This is a genomic window from Bradyrhizobium sp. USDA 4501 (assembly GCF_054062115.1).
Genome location: NZ_JBSSEX010000001.1, coordinates 5,827,836 through 5,845,905, shown reverse-complemented (window position 1 = coordinate 5,845,905; position 18,070 = coordinate 5,827,836). Strand labels below are relative to the sequence as shown.

The following is an 18,070-nucleotide window of genomic DNA, read 5'->3' as shown; positions in this document are numbered from 1 at the left end:
ACGCGCACGCCTCGGAGCACCCGAGCGTCTCATGGACCTAGGTCCGATGAGGCCGCGCGCGCCCGCCAGACAGATCGACAGATGCACGATCGAACCCGCAGCTCGAAGCGATTGCTCGGCGAGACCCCGCCGGAGTTCAGATCGACCGGCCGCGACCCGCGCATCGATGTCTGTCGCGGAATCGCGTTGTGGTGGATCTTTCTCGATCACATTCCAGACAACGTCGGAAGCTGGCTGACCCTGCGCAACTACGGCTTCTGCGATGCCGCCGAAATCTTCATGTTCATCTCGGGCGTCACCTGCGCCCTGGCCTACGGCAGAGCGCGTCAGCGCGACGGCTGGCGCGGCATGATCGGCCGTTCGCTGCGGCGAGGATGGGATATTTATGCCGCCTTTCTGCTGCTGACGCTCGCCTGCGCGATCGTCGTCTACCTCGCGGGCAGCGATCGCCTCGCCGACGACAGCAATACGCGGGTTCTGTTCGAACGTCCGGGTGCAGCGCTTGCGCACGCCGCGGTCCTGCAATTCCACCCTGTCAATACCGACGTGCTGCCGGTCTTTGTGATCTGCCACGTGTTATTCGCACCGCTGCTGTGGCTGCTGCTGCGGGCGCCGAACCTGACGCTTGGCCTTTCGCTGTCGCTTTATGCGCTGGTGCATGTCTTCGGCTGGAGCATTCCCTCCTGGCCCGACGGCGTCTGGTTCTTCAACCCGCTGGCCTGGCAGCTTCCGGTCGTGCTGGGCGCATGGTACGTCATCGAGGGAAGGACGATCCAGGGATGGGTGACGTCGCGCCCTGCGCTGGTTCTGTCCGCGCTCTATCTTGTGTTCGGCCTCGTCGTTGCGCTGGGCCACGGCATCAAGCCGCCGCTGCTGCCGCAGGCGCTGACGGATTTGCTGTTTCCGATGGACAAGTCGAATCTGAGCCCGTTGCGGCTGCTGCATTTTCTGGCGCTCGCCATCGTGGTGTCATGGCTCGTTCCCGCGGGCTGGCAGGGACTGTCGATGCCGATACTGCGCAGCGCGAGGCGTTGTGGCGAGAACTCGCTGCCGATCTATTGTCTCGGCGTCCTGCTGGCGCTCGGCAGCCAATGTGACCTGTTCGACATCTCGAACCGGCTCTCGATGCAGATCGGACTCAGTCTTGCCGGTGTTGCTGCGATGGCCGCGGTCGCGACGCTGCTGAACACGCTCGGCACCAAGCGCGCCCGGCCGCCGGATGTCGATGCCGCCGGACATGACCTTGTGCCGCGCGCCGGCGATCGCGGCATTTTCGACGGTCATGGCGCGCATATCCTCTAAGGCGCGCCATCGTGCGCGGGAGAAGCGGATGCTCTCCCACGCACGGCTGGCGCCGACGCTCAGCTCGACTGTCGCGCGGCGTCGAGGATCAGCCGCGCGATCGCGTCGGGCTGCGAGATCAGCGCGAGATGGCTGGCCTTCACCTCGATCGTGGTGGCGCCCATCCGCTTGGCCATGAAGCGCTCGAGATCCGGATTGATGGTGCGGTCTTCGGTCGAGACGGCGTAGTAGCTCGGCTTGCTGCGCCAGGCCGCATGGCTGGTCTTGCCGGCCAGCAGTTGCTTTTGGAACGGCTGCTGCACGGCATAGAGCACCTTCGCCTTCGCCTCCGGCAGGTCGCCGGCGAAATCGCGCAGGAACGCTTCTTCGCCGAGCCGACCCTCGTCGCCGTCGAACACGATGCCGGCGCTCGCGGGCGGCGTCGGATAGGTCTTGGCCAGCGCGGAGTAATCCTCGTCCGCATCGGGTGCGCGCGCCGCAACATAGACCAGCGCCGAGACATTCGGATGCACGCCGGCCTCGGTGACGATCATGCCGGAGAAGGAATGACCGACCAGCACGGTCGGACCATCCTGGCGATCGAGCACCCGCTGCGCGGAGGCAACCGCTTCAGGCAGCGTGGTCAACGGATTCTGCACCGACGTGACGTTGAGCCCGGCGGCCTGCAGCCGCGGAATGACCTCGGACCAGCAGGAGCCATCGGCGAACAGGCCGTGCACCAGCACGACGTTGCGCGCCTTGACCGGCGGCGTGGTGGCGGCCATGCCGCGCGTGGACACCAGTGAAGCCGCGGCTCCAGCGAGCAAGGCGGTCGAGAAGGCGCGTCTGTTCATCATCATGTTACTGCTCCGTTGTTGTATGCTGAGTTGAAAATCAGAGAAGCGCGTCCACCTGCGGTGAACGGACAATCTCTCCTACGCGCGCAAAGGCCTCATGGTTACGCTCGATGCTGTCGTGATCGTAAAGATAGTTGACCATGATGCCGAAGGATTCCGCCATCGCGCGGTCGGCCGTGTTGCCGAGCCAATTGATCCGCTCCAGCCGGGCACCGTTGCCGAGATGGAAGCGCGCCACCGGATCGATGCGATTTCCTGACGCCGGCGAGCGCGTGAGATATTGCGCGCACAGCTTCATCAGGACCGGACGCCAGGTCTCGCAGGTCGCCGCGTCGTGCCACCAGCCCTCGCGCTCCAGCTCGCGCAGCGTCGCGACCTCGTTGCCGCCGGATTGCGGCTGCTGGCTGAGCCAGCGCCGGAAGCCCGGGATCGGCGACAGCGTGGAGAAGCGCTTCAGCTGCGGGAATTCCGTTTGCAGCTCCTCGACCACCTGCTTGATCAGGAAATTGCCGAACGACACGCCGCGCAGTCCGTCCTGGCAGTTGGAGATCGAATAGAAGATCGCGGTGTCGGCATGCGCGGCCCTGAGGCCTGCGCTGTCTTGATCCGCATCCTGCACCAGCAGCGGTGGCACGGCGGTGGCCAATCCCTGCACCAGCGCGACCTCGACGAAGATCAGCGGCTCGCCGGGCAGCGCGGGGTGGAAGAAGGCAAAGCAGCGGCGGTCGGGCGCAAGGCGGCGGCGCAGATCGTCCCAGCCCTTGATCTCGTGCACCGCCTCATAGGCGATCAGCTTCTCGAGCACGGCGGCCGGCGACTGCCAGTCGATGCGGCGAAGCTCGAGGAAGCCGCGATTGAACCATGAGACGAACAGATGCTTGAGATCGGCATCGAGCAGCTTCAGCTCCGGTTCGGAGCCGAAACGGCCGGCGATCTCGCTGCGCATCGCGATCAGGCTCGCCGTGCCGCCGGGCGCCATGTTCATCCGCCGCAACACCTCCTGGCGCGGCGGATCCGCGGCGTCGGCCAAATCGGCCGCGGCGGCCGCGGTGCCGTCGGCAAGATAACGCTTCGCCGCATCCTGCAGCGCCGCCGCGTCGGGCTGAAACGCGCTCGCCAGATAACGTTGAAAGCCGTGCCGGCCGGTGGCATCGAGCGCGCGCATGGTCTGCTGCAATTGGCGCGCGATCAGGGCGCCCGACGCTTCGCCGCGCTCGGACAACAATGCCGCGGCGAGTTGCCTCGCTTTGTCGAGTGAGGCCGGTGGACTGCCTGGGATGTGCTCGGCGTGGGTCATGGGAGCCTCCTTCTAGCGGCGGAATTTGGCAGGCGGCACGTAGAGGCCGCCCGATGCAGTGACGAGGTCGTCGATCGATTTCGCGGCGAGCCAGTCGCGCGTCGCCGTCTCGACGTCGAGGCCGAGATCGGACGGCAGCATCACGATGCCGCGGCGGCGCAGGCCGTCGGTCGTCCCGGCGTCCTGCCGCCGGCCGAACTCGGTGTCGCCGGCGACCGCGCGCAGGGCGGCCTCGCGCTCCTGCGGCGAGCGGCAACGCAACAGGTTGCAAACGCCGCGTTCGGTGATCACGTGGCTGACGTCGTCGCCATGGATCATGACCGGCGGCAGCGCAAAGCCGGCCGAGGCCGCGAGGTCGAACGCGTCGAGGCGCTCGACGAAGCTCGGCGCGCCGTTCGGCTGCCAGGTCTGGACCATCTGCACCACGAGCTTGCGGCCGCGCAGACGCTCGCCTGCTTCCTCGCCGGCACGCAACCAGGCAACGCTGTCGTGGCGTCGGCCGCGCGGATCGGCACCCATGTTCGGCGCGCCGCCGAAGCCCGTGATGCGGTCCTTGGTGGCGGTCGAGCTGTTGCCCTCGGGATCGATCTGCAAGGTGCCGCCGACGAACAGGTCGCAGGCATATTGTCCGGCGACCTGCGCCAGCGCGCGGTTGGAGCGCAGATTGCCGTCGGCGCCGACCGGAAACACGTCGGGACGGCTGGCGACAAATCGCTCCATGCCGAGCTCCGAGCCGAAGCAATAGACGTTGTCGACGAAGCCGGCTTCGATGGCGGGGATCAGCGTCGGATGCGGGTTGAGCACGAAATTCCGCGCGACCTTGCCCTTCAGCCCGCGCTTGGCGGCAAAGGTCGGCAGGATCAGCTCGATCGCCGCGGTGGCATAGCCGATGCCGTGATTGAGCCGTGTCACCTGATAAGGCTCATACACCGCCGATATCGCCATCATCGCCATCAGGACGTTCTCGTCCCTGACCTTGGCGGGATCGCGCGTGAACAGCGGATCGATCGCATACGGCTTCGGACCGGGCACCACGACATCGACCCAGTCGCCGGGGATGTCGACGCGCGGCAGACGATCGACGATCTCGTTGACCTGCGCCACGACGACGCCACCGCGGAACGCCGCGGCCTCGGCGATGGTCGGCGTGTCCTCGGTGTTCGGACCGGTGTACAGATTGCCGTCGCGATCGGCCTTGTCGGCCACGATGAGCGCAACCTGCGGCGTCAGGTCCACCAGCATCCGCGCGTAAAGCTCGAGATAGGTATGGATCGCACCGATCCGCAGCGCCTTGGCGGCAACGAGCTCGGCAAGGCGGCGGCTCTGCGGGCCGGCAAAGGCGAAGTCCAGGCGGTTGGCGATGCCGCGCTCGAACACCGCGAGATGATCGGGAAGCGCCAGCACCGACTGCACCATGTGCAGATCATGCACCCGCGACGGGTCCACCCCGGCGAGGCACGCGGCCAGGAAGTCCGCCTGCTTCTGGTTGTCGCCCTCGAGCGCCACCCGGTCGCCGGATGCGATGACCGCCTCGAGCAGCTCGACCGCGCGGTCGGTCGGGCAGACCTTTCCGTTTGTGCCGCAGACAGTTCGCGCGCGCGCCAGGCGCGCCGTGCGATCGGTTCGTGGTGTCGTCTCCGACATGATGGCCTCTCCTTGCTTGATCATCTGAAGCGAAGGTAGGCGGGCGGAATTGATAATAGAAACGATATTCTATAATATGATTGATTACAGATATGGATTAATCGATGCTCGACCTCGAACTTTTGCGGGCCTTCGTCGCGGTCGCCGATTGCGGCGGCTTCCACCGCGCCGCCGAGCAATTGCATCTGACCCAGTCGACCATCAGCCAGCAGATCAAGCGGCTCGAGCTCGAGACCCGGCGGCCGCTGTTCCGGCGCACGACGCGCAGCGTCGCGCTGACCGACGAAGGCGAGATGCTGCTCGGCGATGCGCGGCGTTTGCTGCAGCTCGAGGAAGCGGCGCGGCAGCGGCTGGTGGCGCCGCGGCTGTCCGGCTCGGTTCGTCTCGGCGTGGTCGAGGAAGTCGCCGGCGGCTCATTGCCGTCGGCGCTGGGCCGCTTCGCCGCGCTGCATCGCGGGGTCAAGCTCGAGGTGCAGATCGGTGTCAGCGCCGAACTGATCGAGCAGCTCGATGCGGGCCGGCTCGATCTGGTGTTCGCCAAGCGGCCGCTCGGAACGTCGAAAGGCCGTCTGGTGTGGCGCGAACCGCTGGTGTGGACCGCGGCGGAAACGTTCGATCTCGTTCCCGGCGCGCCGCTGCCGCTGGCGCTGTACCGCGAACGATCGGTGTCGCGCGACGCCGCACTCTCCGCGCTGCGCGACGGCGAGCTCGGCTGGGAGATCGTCTATACCAGCCCGAGCCTGACCGGCGTCCGTGCCGCCGCCGTCGCGGGACTTGCCGTCACCCCGCTGCCGCTCAGCGCGGTCACCACGGGCCTGCGCGTTCTCGGAATTGGCGACGGCCTGCCGCCGCTTCCCGATCTAGAATTCGCCATCTACGAGAAAAGACGGCCGGACAAGGCCTCGGAGGCGCTCGCCGACGCCTTGCTGACGCTGGCGCGCGGTCCCCTGCGCCCCACGATCTGAGCGCGCCGAACCGCGAATTGCGCCGCGCGCCGGTGTGCCTGCCGGCGGGCAGACCCGCCTGTTCCCGGCCGTTCCAACGAGATTCGTATTGAACGCTTGGGCTTAGGCAAATTTTAAACCGGGAGGCGTAGCTTACCCCTTGCGAGTTCAGTGGTTGAGAGTTTGTGAGTACGCCATGACAGAACCCCATCGCCCGAGGGTGAAATACGTCATCGGGCCTGACGGCAGCCCGTTAACGATTGCGGATTTGCCGGCCCCCGGTACCAAACGGTGGGTCATCCGCCGCAAGGCCGAAGTCGTCGCTGCGGTCCGCGGCGGCCTGCTCTCCCTCGAGGAGGCCTGCAGCCGCTACACATTGACCGTCGATGAATTCCTTTCCTGGCAGTTCTCGATCGACCAGCACGGTCTGGCCGGGCTGCGCACCACCCGAATCCAGCAATATCGGCAGTAATTCGGCGCCGATCCTGTGGCATTTGACGAAAACCGGCCTCGCCTTGCGAAGCCGGTTTTTTTCATGTCCGCGATTTTGCCGCGGTCCTTAACCTTCGTTAACCATATGGAAACCATACCCTAGGCAATATTTGCCCAGTCGGACCCGCGCGGGCCGAATCCCTGGGGGCCGTTGGTGCAAAGTCTGGTTGCTTTCCTGAGAGGTCTTGGTGCGGCCCGCCTCGCGGCCATGGTTGCGGTCACCGCGGCTCTGATCGGCTTCTTCGCCTTCGTCATCATGCGCGTCACGACGCCACAGATGACCACCCTCTTCACCGACCTGTCGACCGAGGATTCTTCTGGAATCATCAAGGAGCTGGAGCGCCAGGCGATCCCGTTCGAGCTGCGCAATGACGGCGCTGCGATCATGGTGCCGAAGGACAAGGTGACGCGGCTCAGGATGAAGCTCGCCGAGGGCGGCATGCCCAAGGGCGGCGGCGTCGGCTACGAGATCTTCGACAAGTCGGATGCCCTGGGCACCACGAGCTTCGTCCAGAACATCAATCATCTGCGGGCGCTGGAGGGCGAGCTCGCCCGCACCATCCGCGCCATCGACCGCGTCCAGGCCGCGCGCGTCCATCTGGTACTGCCGGAGAAGCCGCTGTTCTCGCGCGAGACGCCTGAACCATCAGCTTCGATCGTGCTCAGGGTGCGCGGCGCGCTGGAGCCGCAGCAGATCCGGGCGATCCGCCACGTCGTCGCCTCCGCGGTCAACGGGCTGAAGCCGCAGCGGGTCTCGATCGTCGACGAGGCCGGGCAACTGCTCGCCGACGGCGCCCAGTCCGATGCCGACGCCGCGGTCGGCGACGAGCGCCGCGCCGCCTTCGAGAAGCGGATGCGCAAGCAGGTCGAGGACATCGTCTCCTCGGTGGTCGGCGCCGGCCGCGCCCGCGTCCAGCTCTCCGCCGACTTCGACTACAACAAGATCACCCAGACCTCGGACAAGTTCGATCCCGAAGGACGGGTGCTGCGCTCGACCCAGACCCGCGAGGAAAGTAGCCTCACCGCCGACAATTCCGGCCAGGTCACCGTCGCCAACGAGCTGCCGGGCAGCCAGAACCAGGACAACGCCGCCCGCGCCCGCGACCAGAGCAAGAAGAGCGAAGAGACCAACAATTACGAGATTTCCCGCACCACCAAGACCGAGGTGACCGAGGCCGGCCGCGTCAACCGCATCTCGGTCGCGGTGCTGGTCGACGGCAGCTACTCCAAGAACGAAAAAGGCGAGCTGGTCTATCAGGACCGCACCAAGGAGCAGCTCGACCGCATCGCCGCTTTGGTCCGCTCCGCGATCGGCTTCGACCAGAAGCGCGGCGACCAGGTCGAGGTCGTCAACCTGCGCTTCGCCGAGCCGCCCGCTGCGCAGCCGATCGCCGAGCCGACCGGCCTGCTCGGCATGCTGCAATTCACCAAGGATGACGTGATGTACGTCATCGAGCTCGGCGTCATGATGATGCTCGGCCTCGTCGTGCTGTTCATGGTGGTCCGCCCGCTGGTCAAGCGCATCGTGGCGGCCGACGTCATTCCGGCGCTGGCCGGCGCGGGCATGCCCGCGTTGGCGGAAGCGCATGCCGAGAGCGCCGCAACGCCAGGTCAGGCGCTGATCCCGAGCGGCAGCGGCGCGGCGCAATTGATCGACGTCGCCCAGATCCAGGGCCAGGTCCACGCCCAGGCCGTGCACCGGGTCGGCGAGCTCGCCGAACGCAATCCGAACGAAACCGTCTCCATCGTCCGTCAATGGCTGAGCGAGCCGGTAGAGAACTGACATGGCCGCCGTACCCCAGACCACCAACGCCAACGACATCGCCACCGTCCTCTCGACGCTGGCGAACCGGCAAAGCGCCCGGCCTAAGGGCAAGCCGCTGCCCGGCCCCAAGCGCGCGGCAATCCTGATGCTCGCGCTCGGCGAGCAGTATGGCGGCAAGATCTGGTCGATGCTCGACGACGAGGAAGTCCGCGAGCTGTCGGTCCACATGTCGACCCTCGGCACCGTCGAGGCCGACGTGGTCGAGGACTTGATGCTGGAATTCGTCTCGCGGATGTCGGCCTCCGGCGCGCTGATGGGCAATTTCGACGCCACCGAACGGCTGCTTCAGCAATACCTGCCGGCCGAGCGCGTCTCCGGCATCATGGACGAGATCCGCGGCCCGGCCGGCCGCAACATGTGGGAGAAGCTCTCCAACGTGCAGGAAGAGGTGCTCGCCAACTACCTCAAGAACGAATACCCGCAGACCATCGCCGTGGTGCTGTCGAAGCTGAAGCCGGAGCACGCCGCGCGCGTGCTCGCGATCCTGCCCGAGGACATCGCCCTCGACGTGGTCGGCCGCATGCTGCGGATGGAAGCCGTGCAGAAGGAAGTCATCGAGCGCGTCGAGCAGACGCTGCGCACCGAGTTCATGTCGAACCTGTCGCAGACCCGCCGCCGCGACGCCCATGAGGTGATGGCCGAGATCTTCAACAATTTCGACCGCCAGACCGAGACCCGCTTCATCACCTCGCTGGAAGAGGAAAACCGCGAATCCGCCGAGCGCATCAAGGCGCTGATGTTCACCTTCGACGATTTGATCAAGCTCGATACCGCCTCGGCCCAGACGCTGATGCGCAACATCGACAAGGACAAGCTCGGCGTCGCGCTGAAGAGCGCCAACGAGGAGGTACGCAGCTTCTTCCTCGGCAACATGTCCTCGCGCGCCGGCAAGATGCTGATGGACGACATGGCCGCGATGGGCCCGGTGCGGCTGCGCGACGTCGACGAGGCGCAGGCGCTTCTGGTCAACCTCGCCAAGGATCTCGCCGCCCGCGGCGAGATCACGCTGACCAAGAACCGCGCCGACGACGAGCTGGTGTATTGATGGCCGCGCCCGCAAAATTCCTGTTCGACACGGATTTCTCGGCGCCGGACCGCGCACGCGAACGCGCGCCGACGCCGGCCGAGGTCGCGCAGAAGGTCGCCGACGCCGAGGCGCGGGCCTATCGCGCCGGCTACGAGGCCGCGCTGCGCGAGGCCAAGGTCGAGAGCGACCGCCGCGCCGCGCAGGCGTTGGAGGAGATCGGCACCGCGATCAAGGGCATCGCGGCGCGCTTCGCCGGCATCGAGGCGCGGATGGAGACCGAGGCCGTGGACGTCGCGGTGGCGGTCGCCCGCAAGCTTTGTTCCGAGCTGATCGCGCGCGAGCCGCTCGGCGAGATCACCGCGCTGGTCTCCGACTGCTTCTCGCATCTGGTGGCGACGCCGCATCTCGTGGTCCGCATCAACGACGCGCTCTACGAGGCGGCGCATGACAATATCGAGCGGATGGCGGCGCATTCCGGCTTTCAGGGCCGGCTGGTGATCCTGGCCGAGCCGACGATTGCGACCGGCGACTGCCGGATCGAATGGGCCGATGGCGGCGTCGTGCTGGAACGCGCCGCGATCGAAGGCAAGATCAACGAACTCGTCGGGCGCTATCTGGCGTCCCGCGGCCAGGCCGGCTGAAGGCGATTGAGGGCTGAACCATGACCGACACCGACACCCAAGTCCCGCTTCCCGATCTCAACTCCGCCGACGCGCCCACCATCGACGACATCGGCTACAACGAAGACGAACATGCCGCGCGCATCGCGGCCGATCTCGAGGCCGTGTTCGACGTGCCGGTGCAGGTCTCGGCGGTGCTTGGCCGCTCCAAGATGGACGTCGGCGACCTCTTGAAGCTCGGACCGGGCACCGTGCTTGAGCTCGACCGCCGCGTCGGCGAGGCGATCGACATCTACGTCAACAACCGCCTGGTGGCGCGTGGCGAAGTGGTGCTGGTGGAAGACAAGCTCGGCGTGACCATGACCGAAATCATCAAGGCAGAACGCTCTTAACAACTCAGGCGGTCACGCGCGGGACCTGCGCGACCAGACGAACAGGAGATCATCATGCGGCTTCTCATCGTTGGCACCCTGAAGGGCCAGCTCACGACCGCGACCAAGATCGCGATGGACAACGGCGCCTCGGTGACCCACGCCGAGGCCGCCGAACAGGCGATGAACGTGCTGCGCGGCGGCAAGGGCGCCGACCTCCTGCTGGTCGATGTCGGCCTCGACATCCGCGACCTCGTGATGCGGCTCGAAGCCGAGCACATCCACGTGCCGATCGTCGCCTGCGGCATCTCCAACGACGCCCGCGCCGCGGTCGCCGCGATCCATGCCGGCGCCAAGGAATACATCCCGCTGCCGCCGGACCCCGAGTTGATCGCAGCGGTGCTGGCCGCGGTCGCCAATGACGCGCGCGATTTGATCTACCGCGACGAGGCGATGGGCCGGGTGATCAAGCTGGCGCAGCAGATCGCGGGCTCGGACGCCTCCGTCATGATCACCGGCGAGTCCGGCACCGGCAAGGAAGTGCTGGCGCGCTACGTCCATTCCCGCTCGGCCCGCACCAAGCGGCCGTTCATCTCGATCAACTGCGCCGCGATCCCCGAGCACCTCCTTGAATCCGAGCTGTTCGGCCATGAGAAGGGCGCCTTCACCGGCGCGGTCGCCCGCCGCATCGGCAAGTTCGAGGAAGCGACCGGCGGCACGCTGCTGCTCGACGAAATCTCCGAGATGGACGTGCGGCTGCAGTCCAAGCTGCTGCGCGCGATCCAGGAGCGCGTGATCGACCGCGTCGGCGGCACCAAGCCGGTCCCGGTCGACATCCGCATCATCGCGACCTCGAACCGCAACCTCTCGGAGGCGGTGCGCGAAGGCACCTTCCGCGAGGACCTGCTGTTCCGCCTCAACGTCGTCAACCTGAAGATTCCGCCGCTGCGCGACCGCCCGGCCGACATCCTCGAGCTGGCGCAGCATTTCGCCAGGAAATATGCCGAGGCCAACGGCATGCCGGTCCGTCCGATCTCGACTGATGCCCGCCGCGTCCTGACCGCGAACCGCTGGCAGGGCAACGTCCGCGAGCTCGAGAACACCATCCATCGCGCGGTCCTGATGGCGCAGGGCGACGAGATCGGCGCTGAGGCGATCCTGACCCCCGACGGCGACCGCCTCGACCTCGCCAAGACCGCGCCCGCGGTCGCGCACGCCACGCTGGCCGCCGAGCAGGTCACCCGCGCGCTGGTGGGCCGCACGGTCGCCGATGTCGAGCGCGACCTGATCCTGGAGACGCTGAAGCACTGCCTCGGCAACCGCACCCATGCCGCCAACATCCTCGGCATCTCGATTCGCACGCTGCGCAACAAGCTGAACGAATATGCCGACGGCGGCATCCCGATCACCCCGGCCGGCAATGGCGCGCCCGACTATCAGCGCATGGCGAACGCCGGCTGAGAAACCCTGGTGGCGGCAAGTCCCGCCGCTTGCCTCGCCTCACGAATAGCTGGGCGCGTCGGGCTTGCGGAAGATCCGGATCGGATCGCCGGGCGTGATGTCGCGGCCCGTGAACGTCACATAGGCATAGAGCGCAAGATAGGCGACGGCGATCGCACCGACGATGTAGAACAGCCAGGTTCCCACGCGCTTCATCGAACCGTCACCTCTCCGAAACATCCGCGCCATTTAATGCGCCGATTGGGAAAGCGCCACGGCCGACAAGCCGCGCCGGCCTCGGTGCCGTTCATCCCTTGAATCTTGCGGCAGGTTGCCTTATTCAATCTCCTATTGCATTTACATTCTTAAACAACTGGAGAGTGATATGGCCCTTTATGTGCAGACCAGCGGCACCCTGTCCACAACCTCCGCGACTTTAACGCCGATGCAAGGCCTCAGCCTGACGATTCCGGAGGGCGTCGGCACCACCGCGATCATCACCCTTAACGTTCCGAATCCCTACGCCACGGGCAATGATATTCCGGGCGGCGTGTTCGGAGTCACCGTCAATGGCACGGTCTCGCCGGTCGTCGCAAGCTTCACCTATAACGAGACCCCGTCGAGCTTTGGCCGTATCCCGACCACACTCGTCGTTGGCATTCCGCTGGCCAATGCAGCTCAGACCGTCCAAGCTGTATGGGCTGGCGTCCGCGGCAGCAATGTGATCATCGACAGCCCGGCATCGCTGAGCGCAGTTTTCTAAAGTCCGATCCGGATAAGCACGGCGCGCTAACGCGGCCCTCGCACATGAACATGACGCGACGGCAGGCTGACCTCAGCCAGCCGTGCGGCGTCTTCCTCATGGTCGAGCGCGACATACTCGCCGTGCCAATACGCCAGCGCGGCGGTACGCTCGGACGCGATCACGTCGAGCACGCGGCCGATGACGATCACGTGCGAATGCCGTTCGATGGTCTCCTCGACCTCGCAATCAACCGCGGCAAGCGCGCCGACCAGCAGCGGGACGCCTGACGCCCGCGTCGTCCATTCGGCCCCGGTGAAGCGGCCCGCGCCCTTCAGGCCGCCCTTGCCGGTGAAGCGCTCGGCGATGTCGCGCTGGTCCGCGGCCAGGATATTGACGCCGAATACGCCATGGCGTGCGATCAGCGGCCATGACGAGGCCGCGCGGTTGATGCTGACGATCAAGGACGGCGGCTCGACCGAGAGCGACGACACCGAGGTCACCGTCATTCCCGAGATATCCTTGCCCCGACCGGCCGTGATCACGCTGACGCCGCCGGTGAGGTGACGCATCGCGCCGCGGAATTCGGCGGCCGCAACCGCGGGCTCGATCGAAACATTGCGGACGATGGAATTCATGGCGACCTCACAGACTGTCTTCGCTGCCTTCGAGCAAATGCTTCAGGATCTCGCCCTCCAGCGCGGCGAGTTCGGCCGACCCGCGCCGGCGCGGCCGCGGCAGGTCGATCGCGACATCCTCGGCGATGCGGCCGTCCTCGATGACCAGCACGCGGTCGGCGAGCGCGACCGCCTCGGCGACGTCGTGCGTCACCAGGATCGCGGTAAAGCCCTGATCGCGCCAAACCCGTTCCAGCAATTGCTGCATCGAGATCCGGGTCAGCGCGTCGAGTGCGCCGAGCGGTTCGTCGAATGCCAGCACGCGGGGCTGGCTGACCAGCGCCCGCGCCAGGGCGACGCGCTGCTTCTGCCCGCCCGAGAGCACCGACGGCCACTGCGTGCGCTTGTCGCCGAGTCCGACCTCGACCAGCGCGCGCTCGGCGCGCGCCTGTGCATCAGCAGACGAGCGCTCGCGCCCCAGCCCGACCTCGACATTGGACAGCACCCGCGCCCAGGGCAGCAGCCGCGGCTCCTGGAACATGACGCGGACATCCTGCGCCCGCGGCGGTTCGCCGAAGGCGATGCTTCCCGCCGTCGGCGCGTCGAGGCCGGCGATCAGACGCAGCAGCGTGCTCTTGCCGCAGCCGCTGCGGCCGACGATCGCGACGAACTGGCCGGCCGGGATGTGCAGGTCGATGCCGTGCAGCACCTCGTTGTCGCCGAACGCCTTGCGCAGGCCGCGGATGGTCAGCGACAGGCCGCGGGCCGCGCCTTCCGGCACGCGCCGCAACTGTCTCGCCTTCACGACGATCTCGGTGCGGTCGACCGGCTCGGCTTCAGCGGTTTCGAAACGAAGCGCTTCTTGCATTCTCATTCTCACTTCTTCTGGAAGGCGGGATGCCACGACAGGGTCAGCCGCTCCAGCGCCCGCGAGGCGCTGTCGGCGAGCTTGCCGAGCAAGGCGTAGATCAGGATCGAGAGCACGACGACGTCGATCAACATGAACTCGCGCGCCTGCATCGCCATGTAGCCGAGGCCCGACGAGGCCGCGATGGTCTCGGCGACGATCAACGTCAGCCACATGATGCCGAGCGCGAAGCGCAGCCCGACGAAGATCGAGGGCAGCGCGCCCGGGAAGATCACCCGGCGGAACAGCTCACCGTCGGTCATACCGTAGATGCGGCCCATCTCGATCAGCTGCGGATCGACGGTGCGGATGCCGTGCAGCGTGTTAAGATAGATCGGGAAGAACACGCCGAGCGCAACCAGGAACAGCTTTGCCGACTCGTCGATGCCAAACCACAGGATGACGAGCGGGATCAGCGCCAGATGCGGGATGTTGCGCACCATCTGCAAGGTGGTGTCGGTGAGCTTTGCCGACAGCTGCGACAGGCCGTTGGCGAGACCGAACGCAAAGCCGATGCCGCCGCCGATCAAGAAGCCGATCGAGGCGCGCCAGAAGCTGACCCAGATGTTGCGGACCAGTTCGCCGGACAATAGCAGCTTCCACCCCGCCACCGCGACGTCGGTCGGCGCTGGCAACACCCGCGAGGGCACGTAGCCGGTGACGCAGGCAAGTTGCCACACCAGCACGATCGCCAGCGGCACGATCCAGGGGATCAAGCCATCGACCTTCGGGAGTTTCGGCGCGCTGGAGCTGTTTCCGTTCCGATGGGATCGGAACGGAGCTCCAGATTTTTGTTTTGACGCGTTTTCTTCACGCGAACCGGCATCCACTTCGCTCGAAAACGCTTTGCGGCGCGGGAGACTGTCGATGAGACTCATGATTGCGATGCCTGCTTCTGCGGACGGTAGTCGTTGCCGATGGTCTCGCCGAACGGCCCGGTGTTGACGCGGATCGGCGTCACGTTGCCGACCTGCGCCAGCGACAGCAGCGGGAACACCAATTCGGCGAAGCGATAGGCTTCCTCGAGATGCGGGTAGCCCGACATGATGAAGGTATCGACGCCGATCTCCTGATACTCCTTGATCCGCGCGGCGACGGTCTCGGGATCGCCGACCAGCGCGGTGCCGGCCCCGCCGCGCACCAAGCCGACGCCGGCCCACAGGTTCGGGCTGATCTCGAGCTGGTCGCGGCGGCCGCCATGGAGTTGCGCCATGCGTTGCTGGCCGACCGAATCCATCCGCGCAAAGATCTTTTGCGCGGCGGCCACCGTGTCGTCGGTGACGTACTGGATCAGCTCGTCGGCGGCCTTCCAGGCTTCCGCATTGGTCTCGCGCACGATCACATGCAGGCGGATGCCGAACGAGAGCTTGCGGCCGCGCTGCGCCGCCACCGCCTTCACCTTGGCGATCTTCTCGGCGACCTGCGCCGGCGGCTCGCCCCAGGTCAGATATTTGTCGACGGTGTCGACCGCGACGTCGATGCCGGCATCCGAGGAGCCGCCGAAATACAGCGGCGGCCGCGGCGACTGCACCGGATTGAACAGCAGGCGGCCGTCCTCGATCCTTATGTGCTTGCCTTCGACATTGACGGTCTTGCCCGCCAGCAGATCGCTGTAGACGTTGAGGAACTCGCGGGTCACCGCGTAGCGTTCGTCATGATCGAGGAAAATGCCGTCGCCCTTGTTCTCGATCGGATCGCCGCCGGTGACGACGTTGATCAGAAGGCGGCCGTTCGACAGCCGGTCCAGCGTCGCGGTCATCCGTGCGGCGACGCTCGGCGACTGCAGGCCGGGCCTCACCGCCACGAGATAGCGCAGGCGTTCGGTCCAGGGCGCGACGGCCGAGGCCACCACCCAGGAATCCTCGCAGCTCCGCCCGGTCGGCAGCAGCACGCCGTAATAGCCGAGTTGATCCGCGGCCTGCGCGATCTGGCGCAGATAATTGAAGTTCACCTCGCGGCCGCCGATCGACGTGCCGAGATAGCGGCTGTCGCCGTGGGTCGGCAGGAACCAGAGGATGTTGGCGTTGGTTGGGGTGCTCACGTGCCCGGCCTCCATGCGACGTCGGAAATCTTGATTTGTTTCGGGATCAGGCCGAGCGCGAAGAACGTATCGGCGACCTGCTGCTGATCCGCGACCACCGCATCGGTGACCGGCTTGATGCCGTAGGCCTGCCGCTTCAACGCGACCTCGACCACCGGCACCGACAGGCCGATGCTCGGCGCCAACTGCTCGGCAACGGCGTGGATATCGCCCTTGGCCCAGTCGTCGACCTCGCTCAGCTGCGCCAGCACGAGCTCGACGATCTTCGGATCGGCCTGCAGGAATTTCTTCGAGGCGAAGTAGAACTGATAGTTCGCGACGATGCCGGTGCCGTCGGCGACCGTGCGGGCGCCGGTCGCAGCTTCCGCCGCGGCCTGGAATGGATCCCAGATCACCCAGGCATCGACGGCGCCGCGCTCGAACGCCGCGCGCGCATCGGCCGGCGCCAGGAACACCGGCTCGATCTCGGAATATTTGACACCGGCCTTCTCCAGCGCCTTCACCAGTAGATAGTGGACGTTGGAGCCCTTGTTCAGCGCGACCTTCTTGCCCTTCAGGTCAGCGACCGACTTGATCGCGCTGTCCTTCGGCACCAGGATCGCCTCGCCCTTCGGCGCCGGCGGCTCATAGGCGACATACTGGATCGGCGCGCCGGCGGCCTGCGCGAAGATCGGCGGCGCCTCGCCGGTGTTGCCGAAATCGATCGCGCCGACATTGAGCGCCTCGAGCAGCGGCGGCCCGGACGGAAACTCGGTCCACACCACCTTGGTGCCGACCGCCTTCAGCTTTTCCTCGAGCGAGCCCTTGCTCTTGAGCAGCACCAGCTTGCCGTATTTCTGGTAACCGATGCGGACGACCTTCTCCTGGCCGTAGGAGGCGCTGACGGTTGCGGCGACGATGCTGAGCGACAGCACCGCGCGAGCGACCCAGCGTCGAAATAAACGCGTCATGGGACTATCCTCTGTATTGAAATGACCAAACGCGCGCCGATCAGGTCTGGGGATTGCGCCAGACGATGTCGCGGATCGCGATCTGCTTCGGGATCAGGCCGAGCTTGAAGAAGCGGTCGGCGACGCCCTGCTGGGTCGCTATGATGTCGTCGGTCACGGGTCCGACCGAGAAGCCCGCCCGCTTCGCCGCGATGGTCTGGATATCGAGCGGCACGCCGGTGACGGCGGCGAGCGATTTGGCGACCTCATCGGGATGCGCCTGCGCCCATGCCGCGCTCGACGTCGTGACATCGACGATCTGCTGCAGGATCGCGCCGCGATTGCGGGCGAAGTCGCGGTTGGCGATGTAGAACGAGTTGGTCTTGGTGATGTCGCGCGTCTTGACCAGGATGCGGCCGTTCTGCTTGGTCTCGGCGATCGCGAAATACGGATCCCAGATCGCCCAGGCATCGATGCCGCCATTGGCGAAGGCCGGACCGGCGTCCGGCGGCGTCAGATAGACCGGCGTGATGTCGTCATAGGTGAGCCCGGCCTTCTCCAGCGTCTGGATCACGACGTTATGCGCGCTCGATCCCTTGGTGAAGCCGACGCGCTTGCCCTTGAGATCGGCGATTGACGCGATCGCCGAATTCTGCGGCACCAGGATGCCGGACCCGTTGATGATGGGCTGCGCCGCGGCATAGACGATGGCCGCGCCGGCGGCCTGCGCAAAGATCGGCGGGGAATCGCCGACCGCGCCGTAATCGACGCTGCCGACATTCATCGCTTCCATCATCGGCGGGCCCGAGGAGAACTCGATCCATTTCACGCCGATGCCCTGCGGCTTGAAATGATTTTCCAAGGCCTCGCGCTGGCGCGTGATAACGAGCACGCCGTTCTTCTGGTAGCCGATACGAATTTCCTTCGCGTCCGCCTGCGCCTTCGCACCGCGTGACAGCGCGGCGGCGGCTGTGACGAGCGACAGCTGGAGGAACTCACGACGCTTCATTCCAAACTCTCCTGACGATCAAGCGCG

General features: G+C 66.2%; 19 protein-coding genes. 9 read left to right on the top strand and 10 right to left on the bottom strand.

All coding sequences use genetic code 11. From position 1 onward, the window contains the following. Window positions 1-81: 81 nt before the first annotated feature. On the top strand, window positions 82-1,302 hold the full coding sequence (locus ACVWZM_RS26835) for an OpgC domain-containing protein (RefSeq protein ID WP_057017329.1): 1,221 nt from the start codon (window positions 82-84) through the stop codon (window positions 1,300-1,302). Between the two features lie 59 nt (window positions 1,303-1,361). On the opposite strand, the gene ACVWZM_RS26830 is transcribed toward ACVWZM_RS26835, so the two are convergent. Genes ACVWZM_RS26830 through mdcA form a run of 3 tightly spaced genes read right to left on the bottom strand, consistent with a single transcriptional unit; the run spans window position 1,362 to window position 5,103 of the window. Next, complete coding sequence (locus tag ACVWZM_RS26830) at window positions 1,362-2,141, bottom strand: alpha/beta fold hydrolase (protein ID WP_057017328.1); 780 nt, start codon at window positions 2,139-2,141, stop codon at window positions 1,362-1,364. Window positions 2,142-2,175: 34 nt separating this feature from the next. Then, complete coding sequence (locus tag ACVWZM_RS26825; protein WP_082653791.1) at window positions 2,176-3,435, bottom strand: malonyl-CoA decarboxylase; 1,260 nt, start codon at window positions 3,433-3,435, stop codon at window positions 2,176-2,178. A 12-nt stretch (window positions 3,436-3,447) separates the two neighbouring features. Then, window positions 3,448-5,103, bottom strand: a complete 1,656-nt coding sequence (mdcA, locus tag ACVWZM_RS26820) for a malonate decarboxylase subunit alpha (RefSeq protein ID WP_141342574.1) — start codon at window positions 5,101-5,103, stop codon at window positions 3,448-3,450. A gap of 80 nt (window positions 5,104-5,183) precedes the next feature. On the opposite strand from mdcA, the gene ACVWZM_RS26815 reads away from it, so the two are divergent. The 7 genes from ACVWZM_RS26815 (at window position 5,184) to flbD (ending at window position 11,819) form a co-directional block, all read left to right on the top strand. Next, a complete protein-coding gene (locus ACVWZM_RS26815) occupies window positions 5,184-6,044 on the top strand; it encodes a LysR substrate-binding domain-containing protein (protein WP_057017327.1) in 861 nt (286 codons plus the stop codon). A gap of 175 nt (window positions 6,045-6,219) precedes the next feature. Further along, complete coding sequence (sciP, locus tag ACVWZM_RS26810; protein ID WP_002714638.1) at window positions 6,220-6,495, top strand: CtrA inhibitor SciP; 276 nt, start codon at window positions 6,220-6,222, stop codon at window positions 6,493-6,495. Between the two features lie 174 nt (window positions 6,496-6,669). Beyond that, window positions 6,670-8,298 carry a flagellar basal-body MS-ring/collar protein FliF gene (fliF, locus tag ACVWZM_RS26805; protein ID WP_057017466.1) on the top strand — a complete coding sequence of 543 codons (1,629 nt, stop codon included), beginning with the start codon at window positions 6,670-6,672 and terminating at the stop codon, window positions 8,296-8,298. 1 nt (window position 8,299) lies between these two features. Beyond that, complete coding sequence (fliG, locus tag ACVWZM_RS26800; RefSeq protein ID WP_018273552.1) at window positions 8,300-9,385, top strand: flagellar motor switch protein FliG; 1,086 nt, start codon at window positions 8,300-8,302, stop codon at window positions 9,383-9,385. Continuing rightward, window positions 9,385-10,008, top strand: coding sequence for a FliH/SctL family protein (locus ACVWZM_RS26795; protein WP_057017325.1), 624 nt, complete (start codon window positions 9,385-9,387; stop codon window positions 10,006-10,008). The genes fliG and ACVWZM_RS26795 overlap by 1 nt, the downstream gene beginning before the upstream one ends. Before the next feature lie 20 nt (window positions 10,009-10,028). Next, window positions 10,029-10,379: a flagellar motor switch protein FliN gene (gene fliN / locus ACVWZM_RS26790; protein WP_028333458.1), complete on the top strand. Its 351-nt coding sequence runs from the start codon at window positions 10,029-10,031 to the stop codon at window positions 10,377-10,379. A gap of 54 nt (window positions 10,380-10,433) precedes the next feature. Beyond that, complete coding sequence (gene flbD, locus ACVWZM_RS26785) at window positions 10,434-11,819, top strand: sigma-54-dependent transcriptional regulator FlbD (RefSeq protein WP_057017324.1); 1,386 nt, start codon at window positions 10,434-10,436, stop codon at window positions 11,817-11,819. A 39-nt stretch (window positions 11,820-11,858) separates the two neighbouring features. Here the strand turns inward: flbD and ACVWZM_RS26780 are convergent, their stop codons facing one another. Then, on the bottom strand, window positions 11,859-12,014 hold the full coding sequence (locus tag ACVWZM_RS26780; protein ID WP_028333460.1) for a hypothetical protein: 156 nt from the start codon (window positions 12,012-12,014) through the stop codon (window positions 11,859-11,861). Window positions 12,015-12,183: 169 nt separating this feature from the next. Here ACVWZM_RS26780 and ACVWZM_RS26775 point away from each other — a divergent pair, with 169 nt between their 5' ends. Next, the gene (locus tag ACVWZM_RS26775) at window positions 12,184-12,561 is read left to right on the top strand and encodes a hypothetical protein (protein ID WP_057017323.1); all 378 of its coding nucleotides are present in this window, start codon (window positions 12,184-12,186) and stop codon (window positions 12,559-12,561) included. 26 nt (window positions 12,562-12,587) lie between these two features. Here the strand turns inward: ACVWZM_RS26775 and ACVWZM_RS26770 are convergent, their stop codons facing one another. The 6 genes from ACVWZM_RS26770 to ACVWZM_RS26745 form a co-directional block, all read right to left on the bottom strand. Further along, window positions 12,588-13,178 carry a flavin reductase family protein gene (locus ACVWZM_RS26770; RefSeq protein ID WP_057017322.1) on the bottom strand — a complete coding sequence of 197 codons (591 nt, stop codon included), beginning with the start codon at window positions 13,176-13,178 and terminating at the stop codon, window positions 12,588-12,590. Window positions 13,179-13,185: 7 nt separating this feature from the next. Continuing rightward, a complete protein-coding gene (locus ACVWZM_RS26765) occupies window positions 13,186-14,025 on the bottom strand; it encodes an ATP-binding cassette domain-containing protein (RefSeq protein ID WP_456856777.1) in 840 nt (279 codons plus the stop codon). Window positions 14,026-14,033: 8 nt separating this feature from the next. Next, window positions 14,034-14,780 (bottom strand): ABC transporter permease subunit, encoded by a 747-nt coding sequence (locus ACVWZM_RS26760; protein ID WP_057017321.1) that lies wholly within the window; start codon window positions 14,778-14,780, stop codon window positions 14,034-14,036. 158 nt (window positions 14,781-14,938) lie between these two features. Further along, window positions 14,939-16,120: an FMNH2-dependent alkanesulfonate monooxygenase gene (ssuD, locus tag ACVWZM_RS26755; protein ID WP_057017320.1), complete on the bottom strand. Its 1,182-nt coding sequence runs from the start codon at window positions 16,118-16,120 to the stop codon at window positions 14,939-14,941. Further along, window positions 16,102-17,055, bottom strand: a complete 954-nt coding sequence (locus tag ACVWZM_RS26750; protein WP_057017319.1) for a sulfonate ABC transporter substrate-binding protein — start codon at window positions 17,053-17,055, stop codon at window positions 16,102-16,104. The genes ssuD and ACVWZM_RS26750 overlap by 19 nt, the downstream gene beginning before the upstream one ends. A 40-nt stretch (window positions 17,056-17,095) precedes the next feature. After that, on the bottom strand, window positions 17,096-18,043 hold the full coding sequence (locus ACVWZM_RS26745) for a sulfonate ABC transporter substrate-binding protein (RefSeq protein WP_456855317.1): 948 nt from the start codon (window positions 18,041-18,043) through the stop codon (window positions 17,096-17,098). Between the last annotated feature and the right edge of the window lie 27 nt (window positions 18,044-18,070).